Here is a 23,911-nt window from a genome sequence, read left to right on the forward strand (position 1 = left end):
TGATCTTATCTTTATCAATCGTGTCTGGATCTACATCATCTGGATAAGTAATCGTGATGTTACCTTCTGGATCAATAGCAACAGTCACTTGTGGCGGATCCATGTTCACTGAACCTTCGCCATTACCCACTAAGCCTGAATTGCCTGAAGTGTCTTGATATGAACCTGCTGGTACATCAACAGTCACTTTGCCTTCTGTATCCGCAGGCACTTTACCTGTAAAGGTTAAGCCATCATCACTTGGGGTCAGTTCGACTTCTATTGGATTTCCAGCTTTGTCGGTAATCGTGATCTTATCTTTATCAATCGTGTCTGGATCTACATCATCTGGATAAGTAATCGTGATGTTACCTTCTGGATCAATAGCAACAGTCACTTGTGGCGGTATGACATCCGCTGTAGCTTGATCACCCCCACCTAAATTACCACTTTTGCCTTCATATGAATCTGCTGGAATATCAACAGTCACATCTTTTAATGAATCTGTAGGTGATCCAGTCACGATGAATTTTGTATTATCGTTAGGATCAACCGTAACAATAATATTGTCTGGATTTAAATTATTTGAAAGATCTTTAGTAATGAGGTCTTTAATCTCATCTGCAGTAAAAGGTTTGCCTGTTTTTGGATTGTACGGCACTTCACTAAAGTCTATTGTGAAGTTACCTGTCGTTGGATCATAGCTCACATCAACTGTTGGTGGTAAATCCACAGTAGCACCACCTGAATGGTCTGAACCACCGCCTCCAGCCGCGCCAATTCCACCGACAACAACACCGCCTACGATCCAAGGTAGAAGATTCATACCACCTGTACCAACACCTGTCACGATCGGAAGTAAAGTTTCAAGACCTGTAACTTCTTTAAAGGCAGCAATACCATTTTCCCAAAATACAGCTTCAAAAGCACAAAGCGTACCTTCAAAAACAAGGTCTGAGATATTGCCTGCTTCATCTTTTACAAAGTAATTTTCTATTGTAATAGTTTCGCCATTTTTCAATTTTATTATTAAATTATCGCCATCTTGAATTAATTCTGCAACGTCTTCTTTATGTAGTTTAGTTTGAATAATAGATGCTTTATCTAGTTTTATTAGACCCGACTTAATATTAACTTTATCTAAAGAAATCTTATCTATTACTGTAAATTCTTGCATAACGAATAACCAATATCTTAGTAACAATTAGTAAACTATATTATCAGAGCGATATTTTTTGTACAATGAAATCCATTAACTATATATTTAATTTTTTACCATACGGTAAAATTTACTAAAACCATCTTTAATTATTGCATAGGAATGTAATCATGATTAAGTATCCTCTTTTAAGCGCGATAATGGTCGTTGGCTTATCTGCTTGCTCAACATTTTCGACACAACAAAAATTCAACCAACCAGACAACTTATTATTTAATAACAAAGAATTAAATACATTCCCAATCAGTGTTCAGCGTGATGGACGTCTCTGTGAAGATGATAAATCTAATGATCAGAAGTGTCCGATCAAGTTTTATATTGATGATTTTAAAGCTGGTGATTTTTACATTAACAACGCCACCACTTATTACTTAAAACCCAATGAATATGAACTTACGGTCAAAAATTGCAAAGAGGAATGCAAAACCAGTCATATTAAAATTAATATTAGTGAGTCATTACAATTAGTTACCCTAGTATTATCTATTGATCATGAAGGCAAACCTTTTATTTTCAATAAAAAATCATAATTAAAAAATTAGCCTAATTCTTAATTGAATTAGGCTAGAATACACACTATTTATCAACATTATTTTGGGTTGAAAGTTTTAGTATAAATGTTCTAAATTTTAAAATATTTAAATACAATAATAATAATAAATTTGATATTAAACGTTCTACATTAGACAAAAATTAATCAGTTTCCACCTTCCGTTTACCCAGTGTTGGGTAAATCTAAAATGACCAAAACCCTACCTATTCAATAGCTATATTATTTATTCTCAATGATTACTTTTTTGTCTACACTACTTGCTATCAATCGTTAGTACATTTTTTCATGACCATCCAAACTGCAAATTTACGCCAATCATTACGTAAGCAAAGAAAAGGCTTGAATCAATTTCAACAGCGTATTTTTGAGAGAACGTCATTACAAAAAATTTACCAGTACCCACATTTTAAATCTGCCCAAAAAATTGGCATATATTTAGATGCTTTTGGTGAAATTAGAACTCAGAAGTTAATTGAGCTGTGTTTTACACTGCATAAAAGTGTCTACTTACCCATGATTTGCAACATGAACCAGCGTTTGGTCTGGGTTAAAATTTCTAAGCAACTTTATCGAAATAATCGTTTTAGCAAACATAGTCTTGGCATGCTTGAACCTATGGCAAGTCGTGGGCTGCATGTTTCTCATTTGGATCTGCTGATCATGCCTTTGCTTGCTTGTGATCGTTATGGTACGCGCATGGGAATGGGTGGTGGTTTTTATGATCGAACACTGGCTTCCTCACCACATAAACCCTATCGTTTAGGTCTGGGTCATAATTTTCAGTATTTGGATCAGCATTTAAAACGCCACGTATGGGATCAAGCTTTAGATGGTTTTATCTGCCCAGCTAAAAGTTATTTTTTTAAACGCAGTCCATAAAAAATAAATAATACTCGTTAATTTTTAATCAATTTTTTTATTTTTGCCTAAAATCCACTCACAAAAAAAGCCAATTTGCACAAACAAACTAGATTTTTTGCATTAATAAGCAATTTTTTATGGCGAATAAATCCATTAAAATTGCTTAATTTGAGCACAAATTGATTACTTTACAACCATTCGTTTAAATATTAAAACTTAGGTTTAATTACCTAAGATTAACAATCCTGATTAAAAATATTCTGTTACTGCATCACCACAGCCAATTGATTAGATTGTTTTTTGTACTAAAAAATCATAGCTCACAATAGTATGATCATTGATACTGGCTTTTGTTATAACAATGGACAACCAAGCTGATACATCAACCCTATCTTGTGTATTGAGATACATCATTACCATTCATAGTCATTAAGATATCTCTATCCAAATTCATGTCACTCGGCTCGCCTAATATAAAAGTAATTGATCAGAATCTTGCAGCGAAAGGGCTTCATCATTTTCATCCATTGATAGAAATGCCATAAATACTTCTATTACCATATCGAGCTCCTTCCAATTGTAGACCGAGATGAAATCTACGGTGATATCATCATTTAAGGTACATCGTAATCTAGGTGCTATCTTCCTTCTATATATCGCTTTTTCTGTCATTTTGAATAAAGCAACATGTTGTAAATCAAAGCTAGATATTACTTAACTTTAGGTAAAAGCCATAAATCACATAATCTCTAATCAGCTGATTCAAATAGTGAGCAGACATATAGCTTTAGATTGCCCTTTTATTCGCTTTAACCTTCTATATGACTTTAATCGGAAAATTGTATTGTCAATTTTGCCAACATCTATCCATTACTCCATATAGCAATCAAATACTTGTGAAATTTTTCATTTTTATTTGCAAAAACCCTTGTAATTTTTTAAATAGCAATCACTATAAAAAACATGGCAACACCGTTGTCACTCATTAGGAGTGCCCATGTCTGAGATTATTATGAATCAAGAAAGCTTAGAGCTACAGGTTCCAAGTGTATTACCACTTTTAGCGTTACGTGATGTCGTGGTTTATCCACACATGCAAATTGCGCTATTTGTCGGTCGTGAAAAATCGATCAATGCAGTTGAGGTGGCTCGTAACAGTGATAATTTAGTATTTGTGGTTGCACAAAAAGATTCGCTTACAGAAGAAATTGATCACGACAATTTATATCAATACGGTACTGTCGCGAAGATTGTGCAAGTTGTGAATCACGAAAATGATGAAAACTGTATAAAAGTATTAATTGAAGGGATACATCGTTCGAAGCTCGTTAAAATCATCGACAATGATGAGTATTTATCAGCTGAGCACGCTTTAAGCCCGATGTCTATCACTGTTGATGAGGAAGCTCAATCAAACCGTGTGGAAGAATTACGTGCATTATTCTCTCAATATGCAGAAGCAAAACTACGTAATGCACGTGAGTTAATTGCTGCCGCAAATAAAATTGATGATTTATTACAATTATTATTTTTTGTCGCGACACGTGTACCTTTAAATATAGATATTAAACAAAAGTTTTTAGAGCATGATGAGTTTGAAGCACATTTAACTGAACTGATGTCTTATCTATTACAACAATCTGAAGAACAACAGATTGAGCAAACATTACATGACTCTGTAAAACGCAACATGGAAAAAAATCAACGCGAATACTTCCTCAATGAAAAGATGAAGGTGATTCAGCGTGAACTTTCTGACATGAATGGCGGTGCAGAAGATGATGTTGCAGAAATTGAAAAACGTTTAGCAGAAGCAGATTTGCCTGAGCATGTCCGTAAAAAGGCTGAAAGTGAATTCCGTAAGCTCAAAGCAATGCAACCAGCGTCAAGTGAAGCTGCTGTTGTTCGCAATTATATCGAGGCTATTTTAGATACGCCTTGGAATAAAGCGAGCAAAGTCAGCATTAACTTAGCGAAAGCTCAGGAAATTTTAGACACAGATCACTATGGTCTGGATGACGTGAAAGACCGTATTGTCGAATATCTTGCAGTGCAGTCACGAGTGAAAAAACTCAAAGGTCCAATTCTTTGTTTAGTCGGCCCTCCAGGTGTTGGTAAAACGTCACTTGGTGAATCAGTTGCTAAAGCAACAGGTCGTGAATTCGTTCGTATGGCACTCGGTGGCGTACGTGATGAAGCAGAAATTCGTGGCCACCGTCGTACCTATATTGGTGCGATGCCAGGTAAAATTGTGCAGTCATTAACAAAAGTAGGCGTAAAGAATCCTTTATTCTTACTCGATGAAATTGACAAAATGGCGCAAGACTACCGTGGTGATCCTGCTTCAGCACTGCTCGAAGTCCTTGATCCATCACAGAATGATAAGTTCAGTGATCACTATTTAGATCTTGATCTTGACCTTTCAGAAGTGATGTTCATTTGTACGGCAAACAGCATGAATATTCCAGAAGCGTTGCTTGACCGTATGGAAGTGATTCGTCTACCGGGTTACACCGAAGATGAAAAAGTCAATATTGCTGAGCGTTATCTTGTTCCGAAAGCAATTAAGAACAATGGTTTACGTGCTAAAGAATTGACAGTTCATGAAGAAGCAATCCGTGACATCGTGCAACGCTATACGCGTGAAGCAGGTGTTCGTAGCCTTGAGCGTGAAGTATCAAAAATTGCACGTAAAGTCGTTAAAGAAGCAGTGAGTAAAAAGACGAAAAATCTTCAACTTGAAGTGACTTCAGCTAATCTTCCAGAGTACCTAGGTCCACATAAGTTTGACTTTGGTATGGCTGAAGAAGAAGCTCAAGTCGGTAGAGTGAATGGTTTGGCTTGGACTTCTGTTGGTGGTGAATTACTCACGATTGAAGTTGCAGCAGTGAAAGGTAAAGGTAAATTCATTACTACTGGTTCACTCGGTGATGTCATGAAAGAATCAATTACTGCAGCAATGACCGTTGTACGTACTCGTGCAGATGAGCTTGGCATTGAAGCTTCTCGTTTTGAAGAAACCGATGTCCATGTGCATTTACCTGAAGGTGCAACACCGAAAGATGGTCCATCTGCAGGTTTGGCACTCACGACTGCCCTTGTTTCAGCATTTACAGGGATTGCAATTCGTCCTGATATTGCCATGACAGGTGAAACCAGTCTTGGTGGTCGTGCAATGCGTATTGGTGGTTTGAAAGAAAAACTACTGGCTGCACATCGTGGTGGTGTGAAACTTGTATTCATTCCACAAGAAAACGTCCGTGATTTAGCTGAAATTCCTGACAATGTTAAGGAAGGTTTGGAAATTAAAGCAGTGAAAAGTATCGATGAGATACTACCACTGGCTCTAGTTGAACAGCCTACACCGTTGGTGAAAGCACCGATTGTAAAATCAGTCGATGATGGTAAAAAAGCAGCACGCCATTAATTGAATGAATATTAAAAAAAGAGCGCCACGGCGCTCTTTTTTTGTTGCAACTTTTATCTCATTTAAGCTTAAATTTTACAAAACACACATAATCCTTCGTTAAATTTACCATAAAATAATAGTATAAAATTTAATCAATTTTAATTACCGACCGTAAAACAACACAAGGAATAACAATTATGTCTAATCCAGTCTGTTGGTTTGAAATCTATGTCAATGATATGGCAAGAGCAAAGCAATTTTATCAAACTGTACTTGGTACAGAACTGAGTCAACTCAGTGATCCCACTGATACATCTATGGAAATGTGGACATTCCCAAGTGATATGAACCAATACGGTTCTACAGGTACTTTGGTGAAGATGAACGGTGCACCTGCTGGGGGTAACAGCACCATTATTTATTTTTCAAGTGAAGATTGTGCAATTGAAGGCGCACGGGTTGCCGCTGCTGGCGGTCAAATTCACCAAGCTAAAATGTCTATTGGTGAGCATGGTCATATTGTTTTAGCTATTGATACTGAAGGTAATATGTTCGGTATACATTCTATGAAATAGAATTTAAATCACTTCATTTGTAGCAAGATGCTTTGGTGACTGTATGATAAATATTGATTTTAAAGACACTCAATATTTTAATATTTCAATCAAGCCTAGCTAAAAACCACGATGAGATTCTAAGCTTAGCCGCTTGAAAAGTATTCAAAAAGCCTCATATTTATATTAAAGGTAACACTATTCATAGCTTCTAGTTGATTAACATTAATCTGAGTCTCCAGACGGATTAGTGTTAAAACACAGTCTAATTTTTTGAGGCTGTGTTTTTTTATGCGAAAGATTCAAATAAATAAGTTCATATTTTAAAATAATTTTTAATCCTTTCTCTCAAGAACAGTTCGTACCACTTCATCCACAACTTCTGCTATTTTTTTAACGGTATCTACTGCAACCATTTCATAAAAAATCTTTAATTTTATGATGTTTTCTTCATTCATTTTGCTTATTAAAGTTGCCATTGTTCGATTTTAAAAAACTGTTGATGTTCTTACCCTGAGCATATTCAATATCGCGTTATAATAGACAGATTGTTACATCAGATATTGTTCATATGAAAATTCGCATCTTGACCATTGGTCAAAAAATGCCTGCTTGGGTATTGACAGGTTTTGAAGATTATTTCAAAAGAATTCAGCCTTTTGTACAAACTCAGATCATTGAGTTACCTATGGCGAAACGTGGAAAAAATGATTCTGAAGCTGATATTTTAAAATATTGCCAAATTGAAGGCGACAGCATTTTAGCACAGCTTAAACAGAGCGAAGTATTGATTGCTCTTGAAGTCGGTGGTCGTGAATTCAGTACCGAAAAACTGGCTGACACCATGAAAAGTTGGATGCTCGAAGGTTATGATATTGCCTTAGCAATTGGTGGGCCAGATGGTCATTCTGAAGCTGTGCGAAAGGCTGCGGCTTGGCATTGGTCACTTTCCAAACTCACCCTACCACATCCACTTGTTCGCGTTATGCTCATAGAACAACTTTATCGAGCGATGAGTATTAATCATAATCATCCTTACCATCGCGCAGGGTAATCACTTTCAAAACCAAGCAATTACAGCGTTGCATCAATGCAACATTATGTTGAAATTAGTGGACTTATGTTGTCCATTAATTTTAGGCATTATCAGCTTTCCACAAAGTATTTTGCGTACACATTTTTTTGAATTTTGATGAATGTGTATTCTATAAATACACATTGTTTTACTGTTTTAGGCGTATCGATATGAATTTACAGACACTTCCCGGTTTATTTATTTCTCATGGCTCACCTATGCTTGCGCTTAATCCAGAACAAGTCGGGCCTGCTCTACAACGCTTAGGTTTAAATTTGCCAAAACCTCAAGCGATTGTGGTGATGTCTGCACATTGGGAAAGTAATGCTTTAGAAGTTAGTACAGCTGTTCGCCCTGAAACATGGCACGATTTTCGTGGCTTCCCACAAGAGCTTTATGCAATTCGTTACCCTGCTGCGGGGAATCCTGAGCTCGCGGAAGAGATTCTTCATCTCTTAGCAGAAGCCAATATTGCTTCACATGCCAACAGCACACGCCCGCGCGATCATGGTGTATGGATGCCTTTATTGCATATGTATCCCGAAGCGGATATTCCTGTCGTTGAAATCTCATTACCCATGCAAATGAATGCAGATGAAATTTATAAAATAGGTCAAATACTTGCACCATTACGTGACAAGCAAATATTGTTAATTGGTTCAGGAAGTATCACGCATAATTTAAGAGAATTATCTTGGGATGCAGATGGCTCTCAAGTTCCAGAATGGGCATCTACCTTTAGAAACCATGTTGTAAGTAAGCTCAGTCATAGCGACTTTGATGCTGTCTTAGACTGGAATAGCATTCCTTACGTCCAAAAAAATCACCCAACCATTGAGCACTTTGCACCGCTATTTTTTGCAATGGGTACTGGGCATCGTTTTAGTATTGTGCACAGTAGTTTTTCAATGGGCGCACTAGGTATGGATATTTATCGTTTTGACTAAAGAACGTGATTGATCACAATTCAGCATAAATGATAACAATTTGTTAATTATTGTTTAACTTTTAGTTATATGGATACATATTGAAACCGAATTAATAAATTGCATCCATATCTTTTAGTGTTTCATAGTTTATCCTATGTATAGTTTTTTAAAACGTGAATAGAATATGAAATTCAAATATTTAGCATTAGCTGTACTTCCTTTAGCCCTAGCGGCTTGCCAATCTGGCGATATTCAAAAATTGGGTGATACCGCGGTGAAAGTATTACAACAACAAGGTAATGCAGAGCAAACATTAAATGCTTATCAATGGTCTTATCAACCAGCAGATAGCAAACAACCGATCGTACTTAATTTTACAGACCAACGTTTAAGTGTTGCGACTGGCTGTAATCGACTAATGACCAGTGCAAAAGTTGAAAGCGGTTTATTGGTTACAGGCAATATTGCATCAACCAATATGATGTGCTCCCCTGAATTAATGAAACAGGAAAGTTTTGCTGCGGCATTGTTCCAATCGAATAAAACAGCATTTGTACTTGATACAGCAAATACTGAAAACCCAACGCTTACCTTGGTAAATGCGACAGGTGGTAAAGTTGTATTCACTGGTAAAATGACACCTGAAACTAAATACCAAAGCCAAGGTGAAACAATTTTCTTAGAAATCAGCCCAGAAACTAAAGAATGTTCTGCTGGTGTAAGAAAAATGCAGTGCTTACAAGTACGCGAAATCAAATATGCTGACAATGGTGTAAAAACTCAAGTAGACAAAGATTGGACATATTTCTATGACGATATCGAAGGCTTTACTCATAGCCCTGCTGAGCGCCAAGTGGTTCGTGTAAAACGTTATGAGATTAAAAACCCAGCTGCTGATCAATCTAAATACGCTTATGTACAAGACATGATTATCGAACGTGAAACTGTAAAATAATTGTATAGAAAAGCTGAAGTTCAACTTCAGCTTTTCTTTGTTTAGCTATTTATAAACATCTAGATTTAAATCAGTTTTATGCTTTTTTAGCCAGATAATCAAAATATTTCTATCTTAAGGTTTGCGTCTCAATTTTAATCGATGCAGAACATTCAGCACTGCATAATAATTAAAAAAAAACAGTGAATATGAACACTCAATAATACAAACTTAAGCAATCAATAATCATTGCATCAAAGCAGTTTTTTTAATAAAGCAAGATCGATAAAGGTAAAATCATGAATCACAAATTAAGCGTTGCATTAATCTTACCGTTGCTCGTCATGGCATGTAGCCAAGAATCTACAACTCAAAAAGTTCCTACAACACCAACGCCTATAGAAACCCAAGTTTCAAATACAGCAGCTCAACCACAAATTATTTTTTTAGAGGTCAGTCCTGAAACTCGACCTTGTACTGGTGTCGCACCACAAACTTGTCTTTTAGTCCGTGAATTAACATTGAGCGAAACTGGTCAAAAAAATTATAGCGAGAAAGAAGCGAGTTATTTTTATGACTCTATTGATGGCTTTACCCATAATTCAAAGTCTACTCAAATTATTAAGGTCAAACGCACAGAAATTGCCAATCCTGCAGCTGATCAGTCTCAATACCAATATGAACTCGACTCAATTGTTGAAACAATTCCGAGCAAATAAGCTTGTCGCTGTTTTTAATTGCTCAAAAAAAACCGATGCAAAAGCATCGGTTTTAAGTTCAAAATCAAACTGAGATTAGAACACGCCTTGCGCTAACATTGCATCGGCAACTTTGACGAAACCAGCAATATTTGCACCATTTACATAGTTCACAGTGCCATCTGCTTGAGTACCGTATTTCACACAGTTACGATGAATTTCTTTCATAATTGCATGTAGGCGCTCATCCACTTCTTCAAATGTCCACCCCAAACGAATCGAGTTTTGTGACATTTCAAGACCAGAAGTGGCAACACCACCTGCATTAGACGCTTTACCTGGTGCATAAAGAACTTTTGCTTCTACAAATTTTTCTACCGCTTCAAGTGTAGAAGGCATATTTGCACCTTCAGCTACACAGATCACGCCATTTGCAAGAAGTTCAACTGCATCTTCTTCATTCAATTCATTTTGTGTCGCACATGGCAATGCGATATCACACTTGATACCCCAAGGACGTTTACCTTCCAAATATTCAAAACCGTGTTTTGAAGCAAATTCAGAAATCCGACCACGTTTAACATTTTTCAGTTCCATCACTTCTGCAAGAAGCTCAGTGGTGAAACCATTTTTCACATATACCGTACCATTCGAGTCAGAAAGTGATACCACTTTCGCACCCAAATACATTGCTTTTTCTGCAGCATATTGAGCAACGTTACCAGAACCTGAAACTGCGACAATCTTGTTATTAAAACTATCACCGCGAGTTTTTAGCATTTCTTCGGCGAAGTATACCGTACCAAAACCTGTTGCTTCTGGGCGAGCCAATGAACCGCCAAAAGACAAACCTTTACCAGTGAATACGCATGAAGTGTCATTGCTGAGCTTCTTCATCATACCTGCCATGTAACCAACTTCACGACCACCGACACCAATATCCCCTGCTGGAATATCTGTGTCTGAACCTAAATGACGATAAAGCTCAATCATTAGCCCTTGGCAAAAGCGCATGATTTCGCCATCAGATTTACCTTTAGGGTCAAAATCTGAACCGCCTTTACCACCACCCATAGGCAATGTCGTTAACGCATTTTTAAAAGTCTGTTCAAAACCTAAAAATTTTAAAATGGATAGATTTACAGACGGATGGAAACGCATACCACCTTTAAACGGTCCAATCGCAGAATTATATTGAACACGGAAAGCACGGTTTACTTGGGTCTGACCTTTGTCATCTACCCACGAAACACGAAATTGTATAGCACGTTCAGGCTCTACAAGACGCTCAAGCAAGCCATGTTCTGCATATTCTGGGTTCTTTTCAATGAATGGCCATAAGCTGGTCATTACTTCTTCCACAGCTTGCAAAAATTCTGGTTGATTTGGATCACGGGCTTTAACGTAATTTAAAAAGTCATTCAGGCTAGTATATTTCAACACTCAATCCTCAGCAAAAGGGTGAATCAAAATTGGTCAAATTTTTCAAAAAAATGATATATTTTGGCGCAAAGTATTAAATATCTTTTGTTAACAATCTACAACACTTTTTCAAATATTTTTTAAATATACATTAAATTCAATATGATAATTTGTAATTGATAACATTTTTTATGACCATTCAGTCGCATTTTTCATCATTATTAAATGGCAATTATGCTCATATTTAGAGCATGTTTGGAACTATTTTAGAGCAACCGCAACCACCATAAAATATGCTAAAATTCTAATCTGTAATGCTTGCACACTTTTCTAGACCCACTAAGTTTTTATCACATGAATTCGCAAATCTCTCTCATTCAACAGATCGACGCACTTCTGCCCCAAACCCAATGTGGCTTGTGTGGTCATCGTGACGGTTGCCTGCCTTATGCTCAATCCATTACAGATGGCGAGGATGCCAATAAATGTGTTCCTGGTGGTCAACCTGTCGCAGATGCTCTAGCAACATTGTTAAATCGAACAAAATTAATTGCTGAAGAAAGTATTTGGCCTATACAAAATGATGGTCGCCCACAACGCATGAAAGCTGTGATTCGTGAAGATGAATGCATTGGTTGTACCAAATGTATCAGTGCCTGCCCTGTAGATGCGATTATTGGTTCAGGCAAACTGATGCATACTGTGCTGACCGATTTATGCACAGGTTGTGAGTTATGTATTCCACCATGCCCTGTAGATTGCATCGATTTAATCGAAGATATTCAAGTCATTCCCACTGAAATTCTGCGTAATACAGAACAAAATGATTTACGTAGTCGCTACTATGCACATATTCAACGGGAAGAAGTACGCCGTATTACACGTAAAGGGCCTGTGGTTCGTGCGGAAATTGATACGCAACTATTTTCACAGTTTTCGGAGCAAATTCAGGAACTCCCTTCAATTGAACTCAGCCAAAAGCCCATTGATAATGTGGTCAGTGCAGATGCAAAAACCACAATTGAATTGGCAAAACTGCGTACTCAAATTAAAAAACTTGAAAAGCAATTGTCAGTTCGAGCTGATGAAAAAAAATTGATGCAATTAAATCAATTACAACAACAATTAACTGCATTGCAAGAACATCACTAAGGAGAATGTTGTGACAGTTAAAAATATGACGAAAAAGCAAATTCAAACTTTTTTTGAAATTTTACGTGAACAACGTCCTCATCCAGAAACTGAATTAAACTATTCAAATGCTTTTGAATTATTGGTTGCTGTAACACTTTCTGCGCAAGCAACAGATGTCAGTGTAAATAAAGCGACAGATAAATTATTTCCAATTGCCAATACACCTGAAAAAATTTATGCACTTGGTGTCGACGGCTTAAAAGAATATATAAAAACCATTGGCTTGTATAATTCTAAAGCTGAAAATGTCATCAAAGCTTGTAAAATACTCATTGAAAAGCATTACAGCATCGTACCTGACAATAGAGCTGATTTAGAGGCTTTACCCGGTGTAGGACGTAAAACTGCCAATGTTGTACTAAACACGGCATTTGGGCAGCCTACGATGGCTGTAGACACCCATATCTTCCGAGTTGGTAACCGTACAGGTTTGGCGGTGGGTAAAAATGTCCTAGAAGTCGAACATCGACTGGTTAAAGTCATTCCTAAAGAATTTATTATCGATTCACATCACTGGCTCATTTTACATGGACGTTACACTTGCATTGCACGTAAACCCAAGTGTGGTCAGTGTCTGGTTTCCCATGTCTGTAATTGGACAGACAAATATGAGTTTGGGGCAGCGAATGAAATAAAGGTAAAAAATGACTAGATGGAACCATTGTTTAAATAAGTGAAATCAACTTACAAATACTTAAATAGATATATCAAAAGACAAAAATTTAATCTCAATACGATCGTGCGATTGAATTGAGATAGTCAAAATAATTTTCAGGCTAAAGAATTAAAATCAATTCTCCAATAAAAAAGAACCGTACATTTTACTCAATAAAATGCGAGCTTCTCAATTCTTCCAGTCATAGAACTTTTATCTTTTTTAAAATAAATTAGCTTCGATCAAAAACTCATTATTTTTGATTCTTTTCCTTCTCTGCCAATGCTTTCTTCAATGTATCTAACCGTTTTAACTCTTCTGCCACTTGTGGATGAACTCGATAATTTCCTGATTTTCGCATTTCACGGCGTTGTTGCAATTCTTCTTTTTGTGAATGGCGTAATAATTTTAAACTCATCAGTATCAAGCCAAATAAAATGATTACGCTTACAATTACCAATGCAATAAGTGCAATTTTCATTATCTACAGCTCGAAAAAAAGAGCCCTAATATGAATGAGGACTCTTTAATTGTCAAAAACTTCACACAACTTTTGAAGTTTTAACTGAAAGCTTATTTATCTAAGATTGCAAATAAATCTTTTTGAACATCTTCAATCGCACGTAAACCATCTAACTTGTCATAAGTCGGTGCATTTTCACCAGAAGCAGCACGCCCTTGATAAAAACCAACAAGTTGTTCAGTTTCAGTATGATAAGAACCTAAACGCTTACGAATTGTTGCTTCTAGATCATCTGGGCGCTGTACAAGGTCTTCACCAGTTTCATCATCTTTACCTTCCACTTTAGGTGGGTTGTAAATAAGATGATAAATACGACCAGAAGCTGGATGCTGACGACGACCAGAAAGGCGTTTTACGATTTCTTCGTCAGGAACTTCAATTTCAATCACATGATCAATCGTAATTCCCTCATTCTCTAGCGCTTCAGCTTGAGGAATGGTGCGTGGGAATCCATCAAAGATGCATCCATTGACACAATCAGGTTGTGCAATACGTTCTTTCACTAAACCAATGATCAGTTCATCTGATACTAAACCACCAGATTCCATCACAGATTGAGCTTTAAGACCTAATTCAGTACCTTCACGAATCGCAGCACGGAGCATATCACCGGTTGAAATTTGTGGGACATTGTAGCGCTTACAGATCAACTGAGCTTGTGTACCTTTGCCTGCCCCAGGTGGTCCAAGTAATATAATGCGCATAAAAAAACATCCTCATTTAAAACAATGTGTATGATACCTTTCGCTATGTCGAATTACTCTATTCTTGAGTATCGGCATCGCCTCAGCATCTAATTATAAGAAAGCCACAAACAAATGTATTAAGCCTGCAAAAAATCCAGTTACACCACCAAGCACAATCAAAATCCATTCGTCTTCCTGAAATGCAGGACGTAATAAGTTTTGAAACTCTTTTGGCGTTAATTCGCGAATTCTATCTCTAAACATTTGAAAAATTTTCTGTGCACGACTCGCATTGAAAGCCGGATCGCATACAGGCACCATCGTAATTTCAATTGAACGATCAATCAAGTCTGTCTTTAATTTAGCATACTCAGTTGGCCCTATTGACAATTGCAATGCTGTACGAATTAATGGGGTTTCCATAATACTATTAACATGACGTTTAATAATACGTCGTGTCTTATCTTTCTTTGGCCCATACATCATTTCAGTCATGATCGATTTTAGCGTAATTAGGTCTTCTGTGACTACACTTGCAAAGACATCAGAGACTTCTTCTTGACGCTTCATGAATGCGCCTTGCACATTATACGTTCCAATACGTGGAATAACAGGCTTAATCCATGGGAATTTTTTATCTGCTGTACGTGCAAAAAATTGTGGATAACGCACATAATGTGGCTCGATTGGATTAAATACCATCCAAATCGCAATCCAGTTGGTCAAAAATCCCCAAATCGCTGCAAAAAATGGCACTGTCCAATGTTGTGGTACAAAGACATACACAAACATTTGTACAATACCAAAGGTCGCACCAATTAAAGCACTGATATGCCAAATAAAGTTAATTTCTTTTTGTCCAACTTTAAGGAACATATGTACCATTAAACGACGGTCACCTTCCATCTGGCGAACAACCATTTCTTTCATGTTCACTAATGACTCGACACTCATGGTCAGTTCAGTCACTAATCCTCTCAGAATTTCTGGCATCTGCTTTTGAGCTTGCCCATAAATTCTTCTTTTCACAGAGTATGGTAAGTTTTCCCATAAAGTTGCATTTCGATCAATCATCACCTCATCGATCAAATGTTCTAACTCAAATCCAACTTGCTCGCCAATAATTCGTGCCATATCCTCAGGATCCATTGCCTGAAGAAACTCCTGAAGCGATCCTAATTTAGATAACGTATTGTCAGTAATAATTCCAGAAATGCGCCCAGCCTTACGTGGCACAATTCCTTGCCAACCTACAGGTAACGGCCCAAGATGGAAACCCCAAAATGTAATCGGGTAAAATACCATTTTCAAAGCCATCCATACGTGTACCCAAGTTACAAAGGCTGTCACAGGGATAATACTTAAAATGGCAAGATGATCAGGTCGAGCTATAAAGGCGTGCCACAAATCAATAACGTATTCCAACATGCAAGACTCTCGTATTTATTTCTATTTGCGGCCGAAGGATATGTATAAAATCATAATCATTTTTTAGTAGCCTACACTTAAAGTGTACGCAAACTGTATTTGTGGACGAGTTTCAACAATCATTTTTCCATTCTTGTCATGCAACTCGCTACCTGCCCCCATGCCCACACTAAAGGTACTTATACGATCTTTATTGAGTAGAACATAAGATAAATCACCACCTGCACCATATTGGATTTCATCTTTTCCATCTACAGGTTTACTTTGGAGTGATCCAGCATATACACCTAAATAGAAGCCATTTCTATCTGTTCCATTTAAAGCAACAGGAATACGAAAACCAACCTGTCCGCCAATCAAATTATCATCATTATAAAATGCACCCAATTTCGCATAGGCGATTCCATAAGGATTGACCCACTCACCATTTACATGTAGTAATCTTTGGGTAACCCCTGCACCAATATTCCATTTAGATGCATCTTCAGGTTTAATTTTTGCTTCTGGCAAAACACCTTTAAGATCAGGCAAATAATCTTTAACATCTGCATGTGCAAAGTTCCCTACTGCTACAAGCAATAATAAGGGAAAGATTTTTCTCATTATTTTCTCCATTGCCCCTAAATGTTGACTTAGGTCGAATTTATTTATCCATAATTTTTTGACTTTAACAGAATTATTTTACGACTCATATACAAATCACTATAATTTTACTGTCTACAAAGTCAAAGTAATATATATTTTCATACGCTAGTTAGGTTTTTTATACTTACCTTCATTTTTGAGGTAAAATGTGCCGCCCCACGCAAACCCACCAATTGAGCAGTTTAAGCCGACAACGTATGAAGCAACAGTTTCCACTTAAAAATGTCCAACAAGAAAAACGTATTTTTCGCAGTCGCGTGTTTTTTGCGATTGGAATCGTATCATTTTTCATGTGTCTACTGATTGCTCGATATGCTTATTTACAAATTTTCCATCATCAAGAATTCATTGAAGCTTCTGATAAAAACCGTATTCGTTTACAACCTATAGCACCTGCTCGTGGCTATATTTATGATCGTAATGGTACCTTACTTGCAGATAATTATCCTGTTTTTACTGCGACCTTAAGTAAGGCTGATATTGAAGATATTGATGGGACTGTTGCTCGTCTCACACCAATTTTAAATCTCACACAAGAAGATATTGACCGTTTTAAAAACCGTATTGAAACATCTAAAAAAACGGAACGTGTGACGTTAAAACTGAATTTAACTGAAACCGATATCGCACGTTTTAGTGAAGTTAAATTTCAATTTCCGGGTGTGGATATTGAAACTCAAATGACACGTTATTACCCTCATGGTGAGTTATTTGCCCATGTAATTGGTTATGTCGGACGTATTAACGATAAAGAACTGAAAGCAATTGATAAAGATAGCTATGCTGGTACCAACCTCATTGGAAAAATTGGGGTTGAAAAGTCCTATGAAGACTTGCTGCATGGTGTACCCGGTTATGAATCTGTTGAGGCAGATGCGCACGGTAATATACTGCGTCATTTAGGTCGTAAAGAGTCAACGCGTGGAAATGACTTATATTTATCACTCGATTATGGCTTACAAACGGTTGCCGCAGAACAACTGAAAGATCGCCGTGGTGCAATTGTTGCAATTGACCCCCGTACGGGTGAAATTCTTGCGCTCGTATCTAGTCCTAGCTTTAACCCCAATTTATTTGTGACGGGTATTGGCCATGATGATTATAGTGCTTTACGTGACAATTTAGACCAGCCGCTTTATAACCGTGCTGTACAGGGTTCTTACCCACCAGGTTCGACCATCAAACCCATGGAAGCAATGGGTGGAATTCACTACAAAACAGTCGATTGGAATACTGCCATTTCTGACCCAGGTTATTTCCATTTACCCGGTGATTCACATAAATTCCGTGACTGGAAAAAAACAGGTCATGGTAGTGTCAATATGCACAAATCGATTGTCATCTCTTGTGATACCTATTTCTATATTCTTTCTTATCAAATGGGTATTGATAAGATGAATACATGGATGCGCCAATTCGGTTTTGGTGAAAAAACGGGAGTGGATTTACCCAGTGAAAGTACCGGTTTATACCCAAGTCCTGAATGGAAAATGCGGACACGTAAAAGTAAATGGCTCAAAGGTGAAACCATTTCTGTGAGTATTGGTCAGGGTGCATTTACTGCCACACCATTACAATTAGCGATGGCGACTGCAATTACAGCCAATCACGGAGCACATGTGATTCCGCATGTGTTACGTGAATCTAAAGGTGCAAAAAAACATCAAGTTTTGAATGCACCAACAGGTAAAATCAATTTCAGTGGCACAGATGAAGATTGGATTAAAATGCGCGATGCGATGGTTGATGTAATTCAATCAGGTACAGGTCGTGGTATCCGCACCCCAATGTATCAAATTGCAGGTAAAACAGGCACAGCACAAGTTAAAAGTATTGCCCAAGGTAAACGCTATAACGAAGCACTATTAACATCACGACAACTCGATCATGGTTTATTCGTAGGTTTTGCACCTGCGGAAAATCCTGAAATTGCTATCTCTGTGATTTGGGAAAATGGTAAACATGGTGGCTCTGCTGCACAGCTTGCGAAACCTGTATTTGATTATTGGATGCTCACCCGTAAGAAGAATCCAATTGCACCATTAAATCATCAAGTGAGTGGTGGATTAATGACTGCTGGTATTAAACCGGGTGAACTACCAAATAACGATATTGGACTTTCAACAGCACAGAAACCTAAGCCAAATGCACAAAACCCTGCATCTGCACCAAGTCACAACAGCCAAAGCAATACTACGCATCAACCCAACACAACTGCGCGTCCTGCTACGCCACCAGAAACACAGGCTGAAATCAGTGAATAATAGAGTAAAAAACCAATTACGTATTATTGGTGGAGAATGGAAACGTCGTGTCCTACCCTTTGCGGATGTTGATGGATTACGCCCTACACCAGATCGTGTTCGTGAAACGCTTTTTAACTGGTTAATGTGGGATATTCAAAATACTAAAGTACTTGACCTTTGTGCTGGATCTGGCGCTTTAGCATTTGAAGCACTTTCACGTGGCGCACAACATGTCACCATGGTTGAACCCAATCCCAAGCAAGCTAAAATTTTAAAAGAGAATATTCAATTACTGAAAGCTGAAAATTGTCTATTACTCCAACAAACTGCGCAACAAACTTTAAGTAATTTAAATGAACAATTTGATGTGGTATTTTTAGACCCACCTTATAGCTTGAATCTTTGGGAAGAATTGGCGATGCAAGTCGATCCATTTTTAGCCAATAATGCCTTTATTTATGTAGAAGCAGATCGTGCTTTACATCAGCTAAATTTACCCACCACATGGCAGCTTCAGAAACAAACCCGAGCTGGCGTAGTGCAAGCAGGTCTATTTAAAAAAACAAGCTGAATAAATTGAAAAATGGGCGAATTAAGCCCATTTTTTTGACTGATTTTTAGGACAATTCTCAATTACTTTTTAATCACAATTGTCCATTTTTAAGTCATGCAAAAAATAATTAACGATTATTCCAGTCTGGTCGATCCGAACGATCTTTATTCCAATCACGGCGATCTTTATCCCGTTTATTATCCCATCGATGCTGATCATTACGACTCCAACGACCGGAATCCTGTTTATGTTCATAGCGTTGATCGTGACGATTTGAATAATCATCATACGGTGCAACAATACATCCTGTGAGAAAAACACCCATTAAACTCAGTACTACCATTTGTTTGATCATGGCTAAATGCTCTTTTGACTTGTATAACTAATTTAGCCAATAAGCATGAAGATTGACGCAATTTCATGTTTCGAGTTGTAGAACTTTCAACATCATTTATTCATAATTAAAGTTAATCGATGTGTGATTAAAACTAATAAGCAGTCAAAGTTCTGACCCAAAATAATCTAAATAGTTGCCCTCGATCATAGGGAAAACTTGAAATATATTCATAACCAATTTTATTTAAATCATTGATTTTAAATTCCACACCATAACCAAAAGACAAAAATAACTCATTTTCACTGATATTTTCATTGCTCGGATTAAGCAAAGTATTTTTAAGCTGTTGAATATTATATGCTGTGTAATTAAAAATTTTGACACGGTCATTTTCATAAAACTTATGACTCAGTATTGAATAATTCGTAGTCTCTTTATCATGTTCTTTGGCTAGATTTTTTTGCAGCGTACTTTGCTCATAAAATAAATCTTGTGCTGTAAAATTAACTTCACTTAGGCTATTTTTATTATTTTCAATTTCAAAGATAGGCTCTACTTTTAACTCAGCGTGTAGGTCGATATTGCTTGAATAATAAGTGTTACCTTCATCCAATTGATTATTTTCTATAAAATTATCATTAATTGACCATAAACTGGCATCTGCGCAGACGTAGCCAATCATGTTAAAAAACAAGATGAAGCTACAAATGATTGTTTTCATTTATATTTCATACTTTAAAAGCCTGTTATACAAAATATATCACGTTTTATCGCCCTACAAATGCTCATTCAGGTGAAAATTCAACTTTAGCTTTAATTGTCATTTGTACAAAATATTCATAATGAATAAAGCAATTTTAAATTCTTTTTTGAGTTAGATCATTTTCACACCATTCATTTTAATTGTATTTTTAGTAATCCACATGAATTGCATCACAACAGTTAAAAACTGTATTTTGATTAATGCTAAGATTATATGATCTCTTTCTCGTTGGATTTTAATCATGGAAATACGTGATCAAATTATTCTTGTGACTGGTGGCGCTCGTGGTTTAGGGCTTGCCATTACCCATGCACTGATTCGTGAAGGTGCAAGAGTGGTTGTGAACTATTTCAATAGTGAGGAATCTGCACAACAACTCGCAAAAAACCATGCTCAACAAGTGTTTATTTGCAAAGCAGATATCACCGATGCAGAACAAGTCAAAAGTATGTTTACTAAAGCAAAAAGCCATTATGGACACGCCATTACATCGGTAATTAACAATGCGCTACTGTCATTTAAATTTGATGGTGATTTACGCCCTAAAGTTGAAACTTTGAGTTGGAATAGCATGCAGCAACAGTTGGATAGTGCTGTAAAAGCGGCACTGTATACTACTCAAGCTGCTTTGGATGATATGAAAAAAGATCATTTCGGACGTATTATCAATATTGGAACAAATTTAGTTCAAAACCCTGTTGTGCCATATCACGACTACACCGCCGCAAAAGCGGCTTTATTGGCTTTTACACGAACAACTTCACATGATTTAGGTCAGTACGGCATCAATGTCAATATGCTTTCTGGCGGATTATTACGTAAGACCGATGCAAGCAGTAGCACACCAGATCAAGTTTTTGATTTTATTGCAGCCTCTACGCCCTTAAAAGAAGTCACCACGCCTGCGCAATTCGCAGATGCTGTTTTGATGTTTTTATCACCGTGGTCACGTGCTGTGACTGGGCAAAATTTAATTGTAGATGGTGGATTGGTAAAAGGTTAGTCAATCCATAACCTTTCTCATTTGTATACAATAAAAAAGGAAGTCTTTAAGACTCCCTTTTTTATTTTGCGAATTTAAAAGATTAAATTAAACCTTTATCTTTCAATACTTGGAACATGGTTGAACCCAATTCCGCAGGGCTACGGGTATACGCCATTCCTGCACGTTCAAATGCAGCAAACTTTTCTTCTGCTGTACCTTGACCACCAGAAATAATCGCACCTGCGTGACCCATACGTTTACCTTTAGGTGCTGTAACACCTGCAATATAACCAACTACAGGCTTAGTCACATTTGATTTGATATATTCTGCTGCTTCTTCTTCCGCAGTACCACCAATTTCGCCAATCATAATAATGGCTTCAGTTTGCGGATCTTCTTGGAATAATTTTAAACAATCAATTTGGTTCATACCTGGAATTGGGTCACCACCAATACCAATACACGTAGATTGCCCTAAACCAAGCTTGGTTGTTTGGGCAACAGCTTCATAAGTCAATGTACCTGAACGAGAAATAATCCCGATTTTACCTGCTTGATGAATGTGACCTGGCATAATCCCGATTTTACATTCACCTGGTGTAATAATACCTGGACAGTTAGGACCGATTAAACGTGCATTATTGCCATATGTTTCCAAATAGCGTTTTGCTTTAAGCATGTCTAAAGTTGGTACACCTTCAGTAATCACCACGATCAACTCAAGTCCTGCATCAATTGCTTCAATCACAGAATCCAGTACAAATGGCGCTGGGACATAAATTGATGTTGCAGTTGCACCCGTTTCTTTTACAGCTTGACGCATAGTATTAAATACAGGCAGACCAATATGCGTTTGACCGCCTTTACCTGGAGTTACACCACCAACAACTTTTGTACCGTAAGCAATCGATTGTTCTGAATGGAAAGTACCATTTTTACCAGTGAAACCTTGCACCAATACTTTGGTGTCTTTATTAACTAATACGCTCATGATTGATACTCCTTACGCTTTCACTGCAGCAACAACTTTTTCTGCGGCATCAGCTAAACCATTCGCAGAAATTAATTTTAAACCTGATTCATCAAGTAATTTTGCACCTAACTCTGCGTTATTCCCTTCTAAACGAACAACCACAGGCACCGTTACATTTACTTCTTGAACCGCTGCAATAATCGCTTCCGCAATCATGTCACAACGTACAATACCACCGAAGATATTGATTAATACGCCTTGAACAGATGTATCTGAAAGAATAATTTTGAAAGCTTCGATAACACGGTCTTTGGTTGCACCACCACCGACATCAAGGAAGTTTGCAGGTAAACCACCATACAACTTGATAATATCCATAGTTGCCATTGCAAGACCTGCACCATTCACCATACAACCAATGTTACCTTCAAGTGCAACATAGTTCAGATCAAATTCAGATGCTTTTAACTCACGCTCATTTTCCTGAGATTTATCACGCATAGCTGAAATTTCAGGTAAACGATACAATGCATTTGAGTCGATACCCACTTTGGCATCAACGCAAAGGATGTCTCCATTTTCACGAACTGACAATGGATTAATTTCAAATAATGCAAAATCATTTTCTACAAATGCTTTATAAGCACCTGTCATAATAGTGACAAATTGGCTGATTTGTTTATCTTTCAGGCCCAACTGGAAACCAACATCACGTGCCTGGAAGGGTTGTAATCCTACAAGCGGATCAACTTCTACTTTAATTATTTTTTCTGGGGTTTCTTCTGCAACTTTCTCAATTTCCACACCACCTTCAGTAGATGCCATAAACGTCACACGACGGCTTGAACGGTCTACAACTGCACCAAGGTACAATTCACGTTCTACTGGATATACATCTTCACATACTAAAATGCTATCGACAGGTTGACCGTTCGCATCTGTCTGATAGGTCACTAAACGTGTGCCTAATAAATTTTTTGCGTATTCAGCAGCCTCTTCTTTTGATTTTACGACTTTTACGCCGCCTGCTTTACCACGACCACCGGCATGAACTTGCGCTTTCATGACAGCAAATTTGCCATCAATTTGATCAAACGCTGCGGATGCTTCTTCTGGAGTTCGGATCAGTAGGCCTTCTTGGACTGGCATACCATATTTTTTCAAAAGCGCTTTGGCTTGATACTCATGTAAATTCATTTTTTACCTTTTACTATTTTTCACGTTGTTATGATCGACCAACAATTAAACTTCCATCGCAATAATTGTTGGCATTTATTCAGTTTTCTATTT

General features: G+C 37.3%; 24 protein-coding genes. 13 read left to right on the forward strand and 11 right to left on the reverse strand.

What is annotated here, in order from left to right; all coding sequences use genetic code 11:
* Positions 1-1,156: BapA/Bap/LapF family prefix-like domain-containing protein (locus tag ACG94X_RS14765; protein WP_419384468.1), on the reverse strand; the 1,156-nt coding region annotated here is incomplete at its 3' end.
* A gap of 152 nt (positions 1,157-1,308) precedes the next feature.
* Between ACG94X_RS14765 and ACG94X_RS14770 the strand changes: the two genes are divergently transcribed.
* The 4 genes from ACG94X_RS14770 to ACG94X_RS14785 all read left to right on the forward strand — a co-directional run bounded on the left by ACG94X_RS14770 (position 1,309) and on the right by ACG94X_RS14785 (position 6,596).
* Positions 1,309-1,728, forward strand: coding sequence for a hypothetical protein (locus tag ACG94X_RS14770; RefSeq protein WP_419384469.1), 420 nt, complete (start codon positions 1,309-1,311; stop codon positions 1,726-1,728).
* Positions 1,729-2,036: 308 nt separating this feature from the next.
* A complete protein-coding gene (locus ACG94X_RS14775; RefSeq protein WP_419384470.1) occupies positions 2,037-2,630 on the forward strand; it encodes a 5-formyltetrahydrofolate cyclo-ligase in 594 nt (197 codons plus the stop codon).
* A 979-nt stretch (positions 2,631-3,609) separates the two neighbouring features.
* Entirely contained in the window at positions 3,610-6,039 is a 2,430-nt protein-coding gene (gene lon / locus ACG94X_RS14780) for an endopeptidase La (RefSeq protein ID WP_419384471.1), read from the forward strand.
* A gap of 179 nt (positions 6,040-6,218) precedes the next feature.
* A complete protein-coding gene (locus tag ACG94X_RS14785) occupies positions 6,219-6,596 on the forward strand; it encodes a VOC family protein (RefSeq protein ID WP_419384472.1) in 378 nt (125 codons plus the stop codon).
* 314 nt (positions 6,597-6,910) lie between these two features.
* On the opposite strand, the gene ACG94X_RS14790 is transcribed toward ACG94X_RS14785, so the two are convergent.
* On the reverse strand, positions 6,911-7,054 hold the full coding sequence (locus ACG94X_RS14790) for a hypothetical protein (RefSeq protein ID WP_419384473.1): 144 nt from the start codon (positions 7,052-7,054) through the stop codon (positions 6,911-6,913).
* Positions 7,055-7,146: 92 nt separating this feature from the next.
* Here ACG94X_RS14790 and rlmH point away from each other — a divergent pair, with 92 nt between their 5' ends.
* From rlmH to ACG94X_RS14810, 4 genes are all read left to right on the forward strand, one after another.
* Complete coding sequence (gene rlmH, locus ACG94X_RS14795) at positions 7,147-7,629, forward strand: 23S rRNA (pseudouridine(1915)-N(3))-methyltransferase RlmH (RefSeq protein ID WP_419384474.1); 483 nt, start codon at positions 7,147-7,149, stop codon at positions 7,627-7,629.
* 191 nt (positions 7,630-7,820) lie between these two features.
* Positions 7,821-8,597 (forward strand): dioxygenase family protein, encoded by a 777-nt coding sequence (locus tag ACG94X_RS14800; RefSeq protein WP_419384475.1) that lies wholly within the window; start codon positions 7,821-7,823, stop codon positions 8,595-8,597.
* Between the two features lie 166 nt (positions 8,598-8,763).
* Positions 8,764-9,534, forward strand: a complete 771-nt coding sequence (locus tag ACG94X_RS14805) for a DUF4377 domain-containing protein (RefSeq protein WP_419384476.1) — start codon at positions 8,764-8,766, stop codon at positions 9,532-9,534.
* 278 nt (positions 9,535-9,812) lie between these two features.
* Positions 9,813-10,232 (forward strand): DUF4377 domain-containing protein, encoded by a 420-nt coding sequence (locus ACG94X_RS14810; protein WP_105713596.1) that lies wholly within the window; start codon positions 9,813-9,815, stop codon positions 10,230-10,232.
* A gap of 75 nt (positions 10,233-10,307) precedes the next feature.
* Here ACG94X_RS14810 and gdhA read toward each other — a convergent pair whose 3' ends face one another.
* On the reverse strand, positions 10,308-11,654 hold the full coding sequence (gene gdhA / locus ACG94X_RS14815) for an NADP-specific glutamate dehydrogenase (protein WP_419384477.1): 1,347 nt from the start codon (positions 11,652-11,654) through the stop codon (positions 10,308-10,310).
* A 333-nt stretch (positions 11,655-11,987) separates the two neighbouring features.
* On the opposite strand from gdhA, the gene ACG94X_RS14820 reads away from it, so the two are divergent.
* Positions 11,988-12,785 carry an RnfABCDGE type electron transport complex subunit B gene (locus tag ACG94X_RS14820; RefSeq protein WP_419384478.1) on the forward strand — a complete coding sequence of 266 codons (798 nt, stop codon included), beginning with the start codon at positions 11,988-11,990 and terminating at the stop codon, positions 12,783-12,785.
* Between the two features lie 25 nt (positions 12,786-12,810).
* Positions 12,811-13,479: an endonuclease III gene (gene nth, locus ACG94X_RS14825; RefSeq protein WP_419384520.1), complete on the forward strand. Its 669-nt coding sequence runs from the start codon at positions 12,811-12,813 to the stop codon at positions 13,477-13,479.
* 256 nt (positions 13,480-13,735) lie between these two features.
* Here the strand turns inward: nth and ACG94X_RS14830 are convergent, their stop codons facing one another.
* From ACG94X_RS14830 to ACG94X_RS14845, 4 genes are all read right to left on the reverse strand, one after another.
* Complete coding sequence (locus ACG94X_RS14830; protein WP_419384479.1) at positions 13,736-13,963, reverse strand: hypothetical protein; 228 nt, start codon at positions 13,961-13,963, stop codon at positions 13,736-13,738.
* Positions 13,964-14,055: 92 nt separating this feature from the next.
* Positions 14,056-14,709 (reverse strand): adenylate kinase, encoded by a 654-nt coding sequence (gene adk / locus ACG94X_RS14835; RefSeq protein ID WP_419384480.1) that lies wholly within the window; start codon positions 14,707-14,709, stop codon positions 14,056-14,058.
* A gap of 93 nt (positions 14,710-14,802) precedes the next feature.
* Positions 14,803-16,119: a DUF445 domain-containing protein gene (locus tag ACG94X_RS14840; RefSeq protein WP_419384481.1), complete on the reverse strand. Its 1,317-nt coding sequence runs from the start codon at positions 16,117-16,119 to the stop codon at positions 14,803-14,805.
* A 63-nt stretch (positions 16,120-16,182) separates the two neighbouring features.
* Positions 16,183-16,722 (reverse strand): hypothetical protein, encoded by a 540-nt coding sequence (locus ACG94X_RS14845; protein ID WP_419384482.1) that lies wholly within the window; start codon positions 16,720-16,722, stop codon positions 16,183-16,185.
* A 239-nt stretch (positions 16,723-16,961) separates the two neighbouring features.
* Between ACG94X_RS14845 and mrdA the strand changes: the two genes are divergently transcribed.
* Both mrdA and rsmD read left to right on the forward strand, forming a co-directional pair.
* The gene (mrdA, locus tag ACG94X_RS14850) at positions 16,962-19,028 is read left to right on the forward strand and encodes a penicillin-binding protein 2 (RefSeq protein WP_419384521.1); all 2,067 of its coding nucleotides are present in this window, start codon (positions 16,962-16,964) and stop codon (positions 19,026-19,028) included.
* On the forward strand, positions 19,021-19,581 hold the full coding sequence (rsmD, locus tag ACG94X_RS14855; protein ID WP_419384483.1) for a 16S rRNA (guanine(966)-N(2))-methyltransferase RsmD: 561 nt from the start codon (positions 19,021-19,023) through the stop codon (positions 19,579-19,581). The genes mrdA and rsmD overlap by 8 nt, the downstream gene beginning before the upstream one ends.
* Positions 19,582-19,690: 109 nt before the next feature.
* On the opposite strand, the gene ACG94X_RS14860 is transcribed toward rsmD, so the two are convergent.
* A complete protein-coding gene (locus ACG94X_RS14860; protein WP_419384484.1) occupies positions 19,691-19,918 on the reverse strand; it encodes a hypothetical protein in 228 nt (75 codons plus the stop codon).
* A gap of 133 nt (positions 19,919-20,051) precedes the next feature.
* Entirely contained in the window at positions 20,052-20,621 is a 570-nt protein-coding gene (locus ACG94X_RS14865; protein WP_419384485.1) for a hypothetical protein, read from the reverse strand.
* Positions 20,622-20,904: 283 nt separating this feature from the next.
* Here ACG94X_RS14865 and ACG94X_RS14870 point away from each other — a divergent pair, with 283 nt between their 5' ends.
* Positions 20,905-21,666 (forward strand): 3-oxoacyl-ACP reductase, encoded by a 762-nt coding sequence (locus ACG94X_RS14870; protein WP_419384486.1) that lies wholly within the window; start codon positions 20,905-20,907, stop codon positions 21,664-21,666.
* Positions 21,667-21,748: 82 nt separating this feature from the next.
* Here ACG94X_RS14870 and sucD read toward each other — a convergent pair whose 3' ends face one another.
* Positions 21,749-22,639 carry a succinate--CoA ligase subunit alpha gene (gene sucD, locus ACG94X_RS14875; protein ID WP_419384487.1) on the reverse strand — a complete coding sequence of 297 codons (891 nt, stop codon included), beginning with the start codon at positions 22,637-22,639 and terminating at the stop codon, positions 21,749-21,751.
* 12 nt (positions 22,640-22,651) lie between these two features.
* Complete coding sequence (gene sucC / locus ACG94X_RS14880; protein ID WP_419384488.1) at positions 22,652-23,818, reverse strand: ADP-forming succinate--CoA ligase subunit beta; 1,167 nt, start codon at positions 23,816-23,818, stop codon at positions 22,652-22,654.
* Positions 23,819-23,911: the final 93 nt, after the last annotated feature.

Source organism: Acinetobacter psychrotolerans, assembly GCF_048552595.1.
Classification (GTDB): Bacteria; Pseudomonadota; Gammaproteobacteria; order Pseudomonadales; family Moraxellaceae; genus Acinetobacter.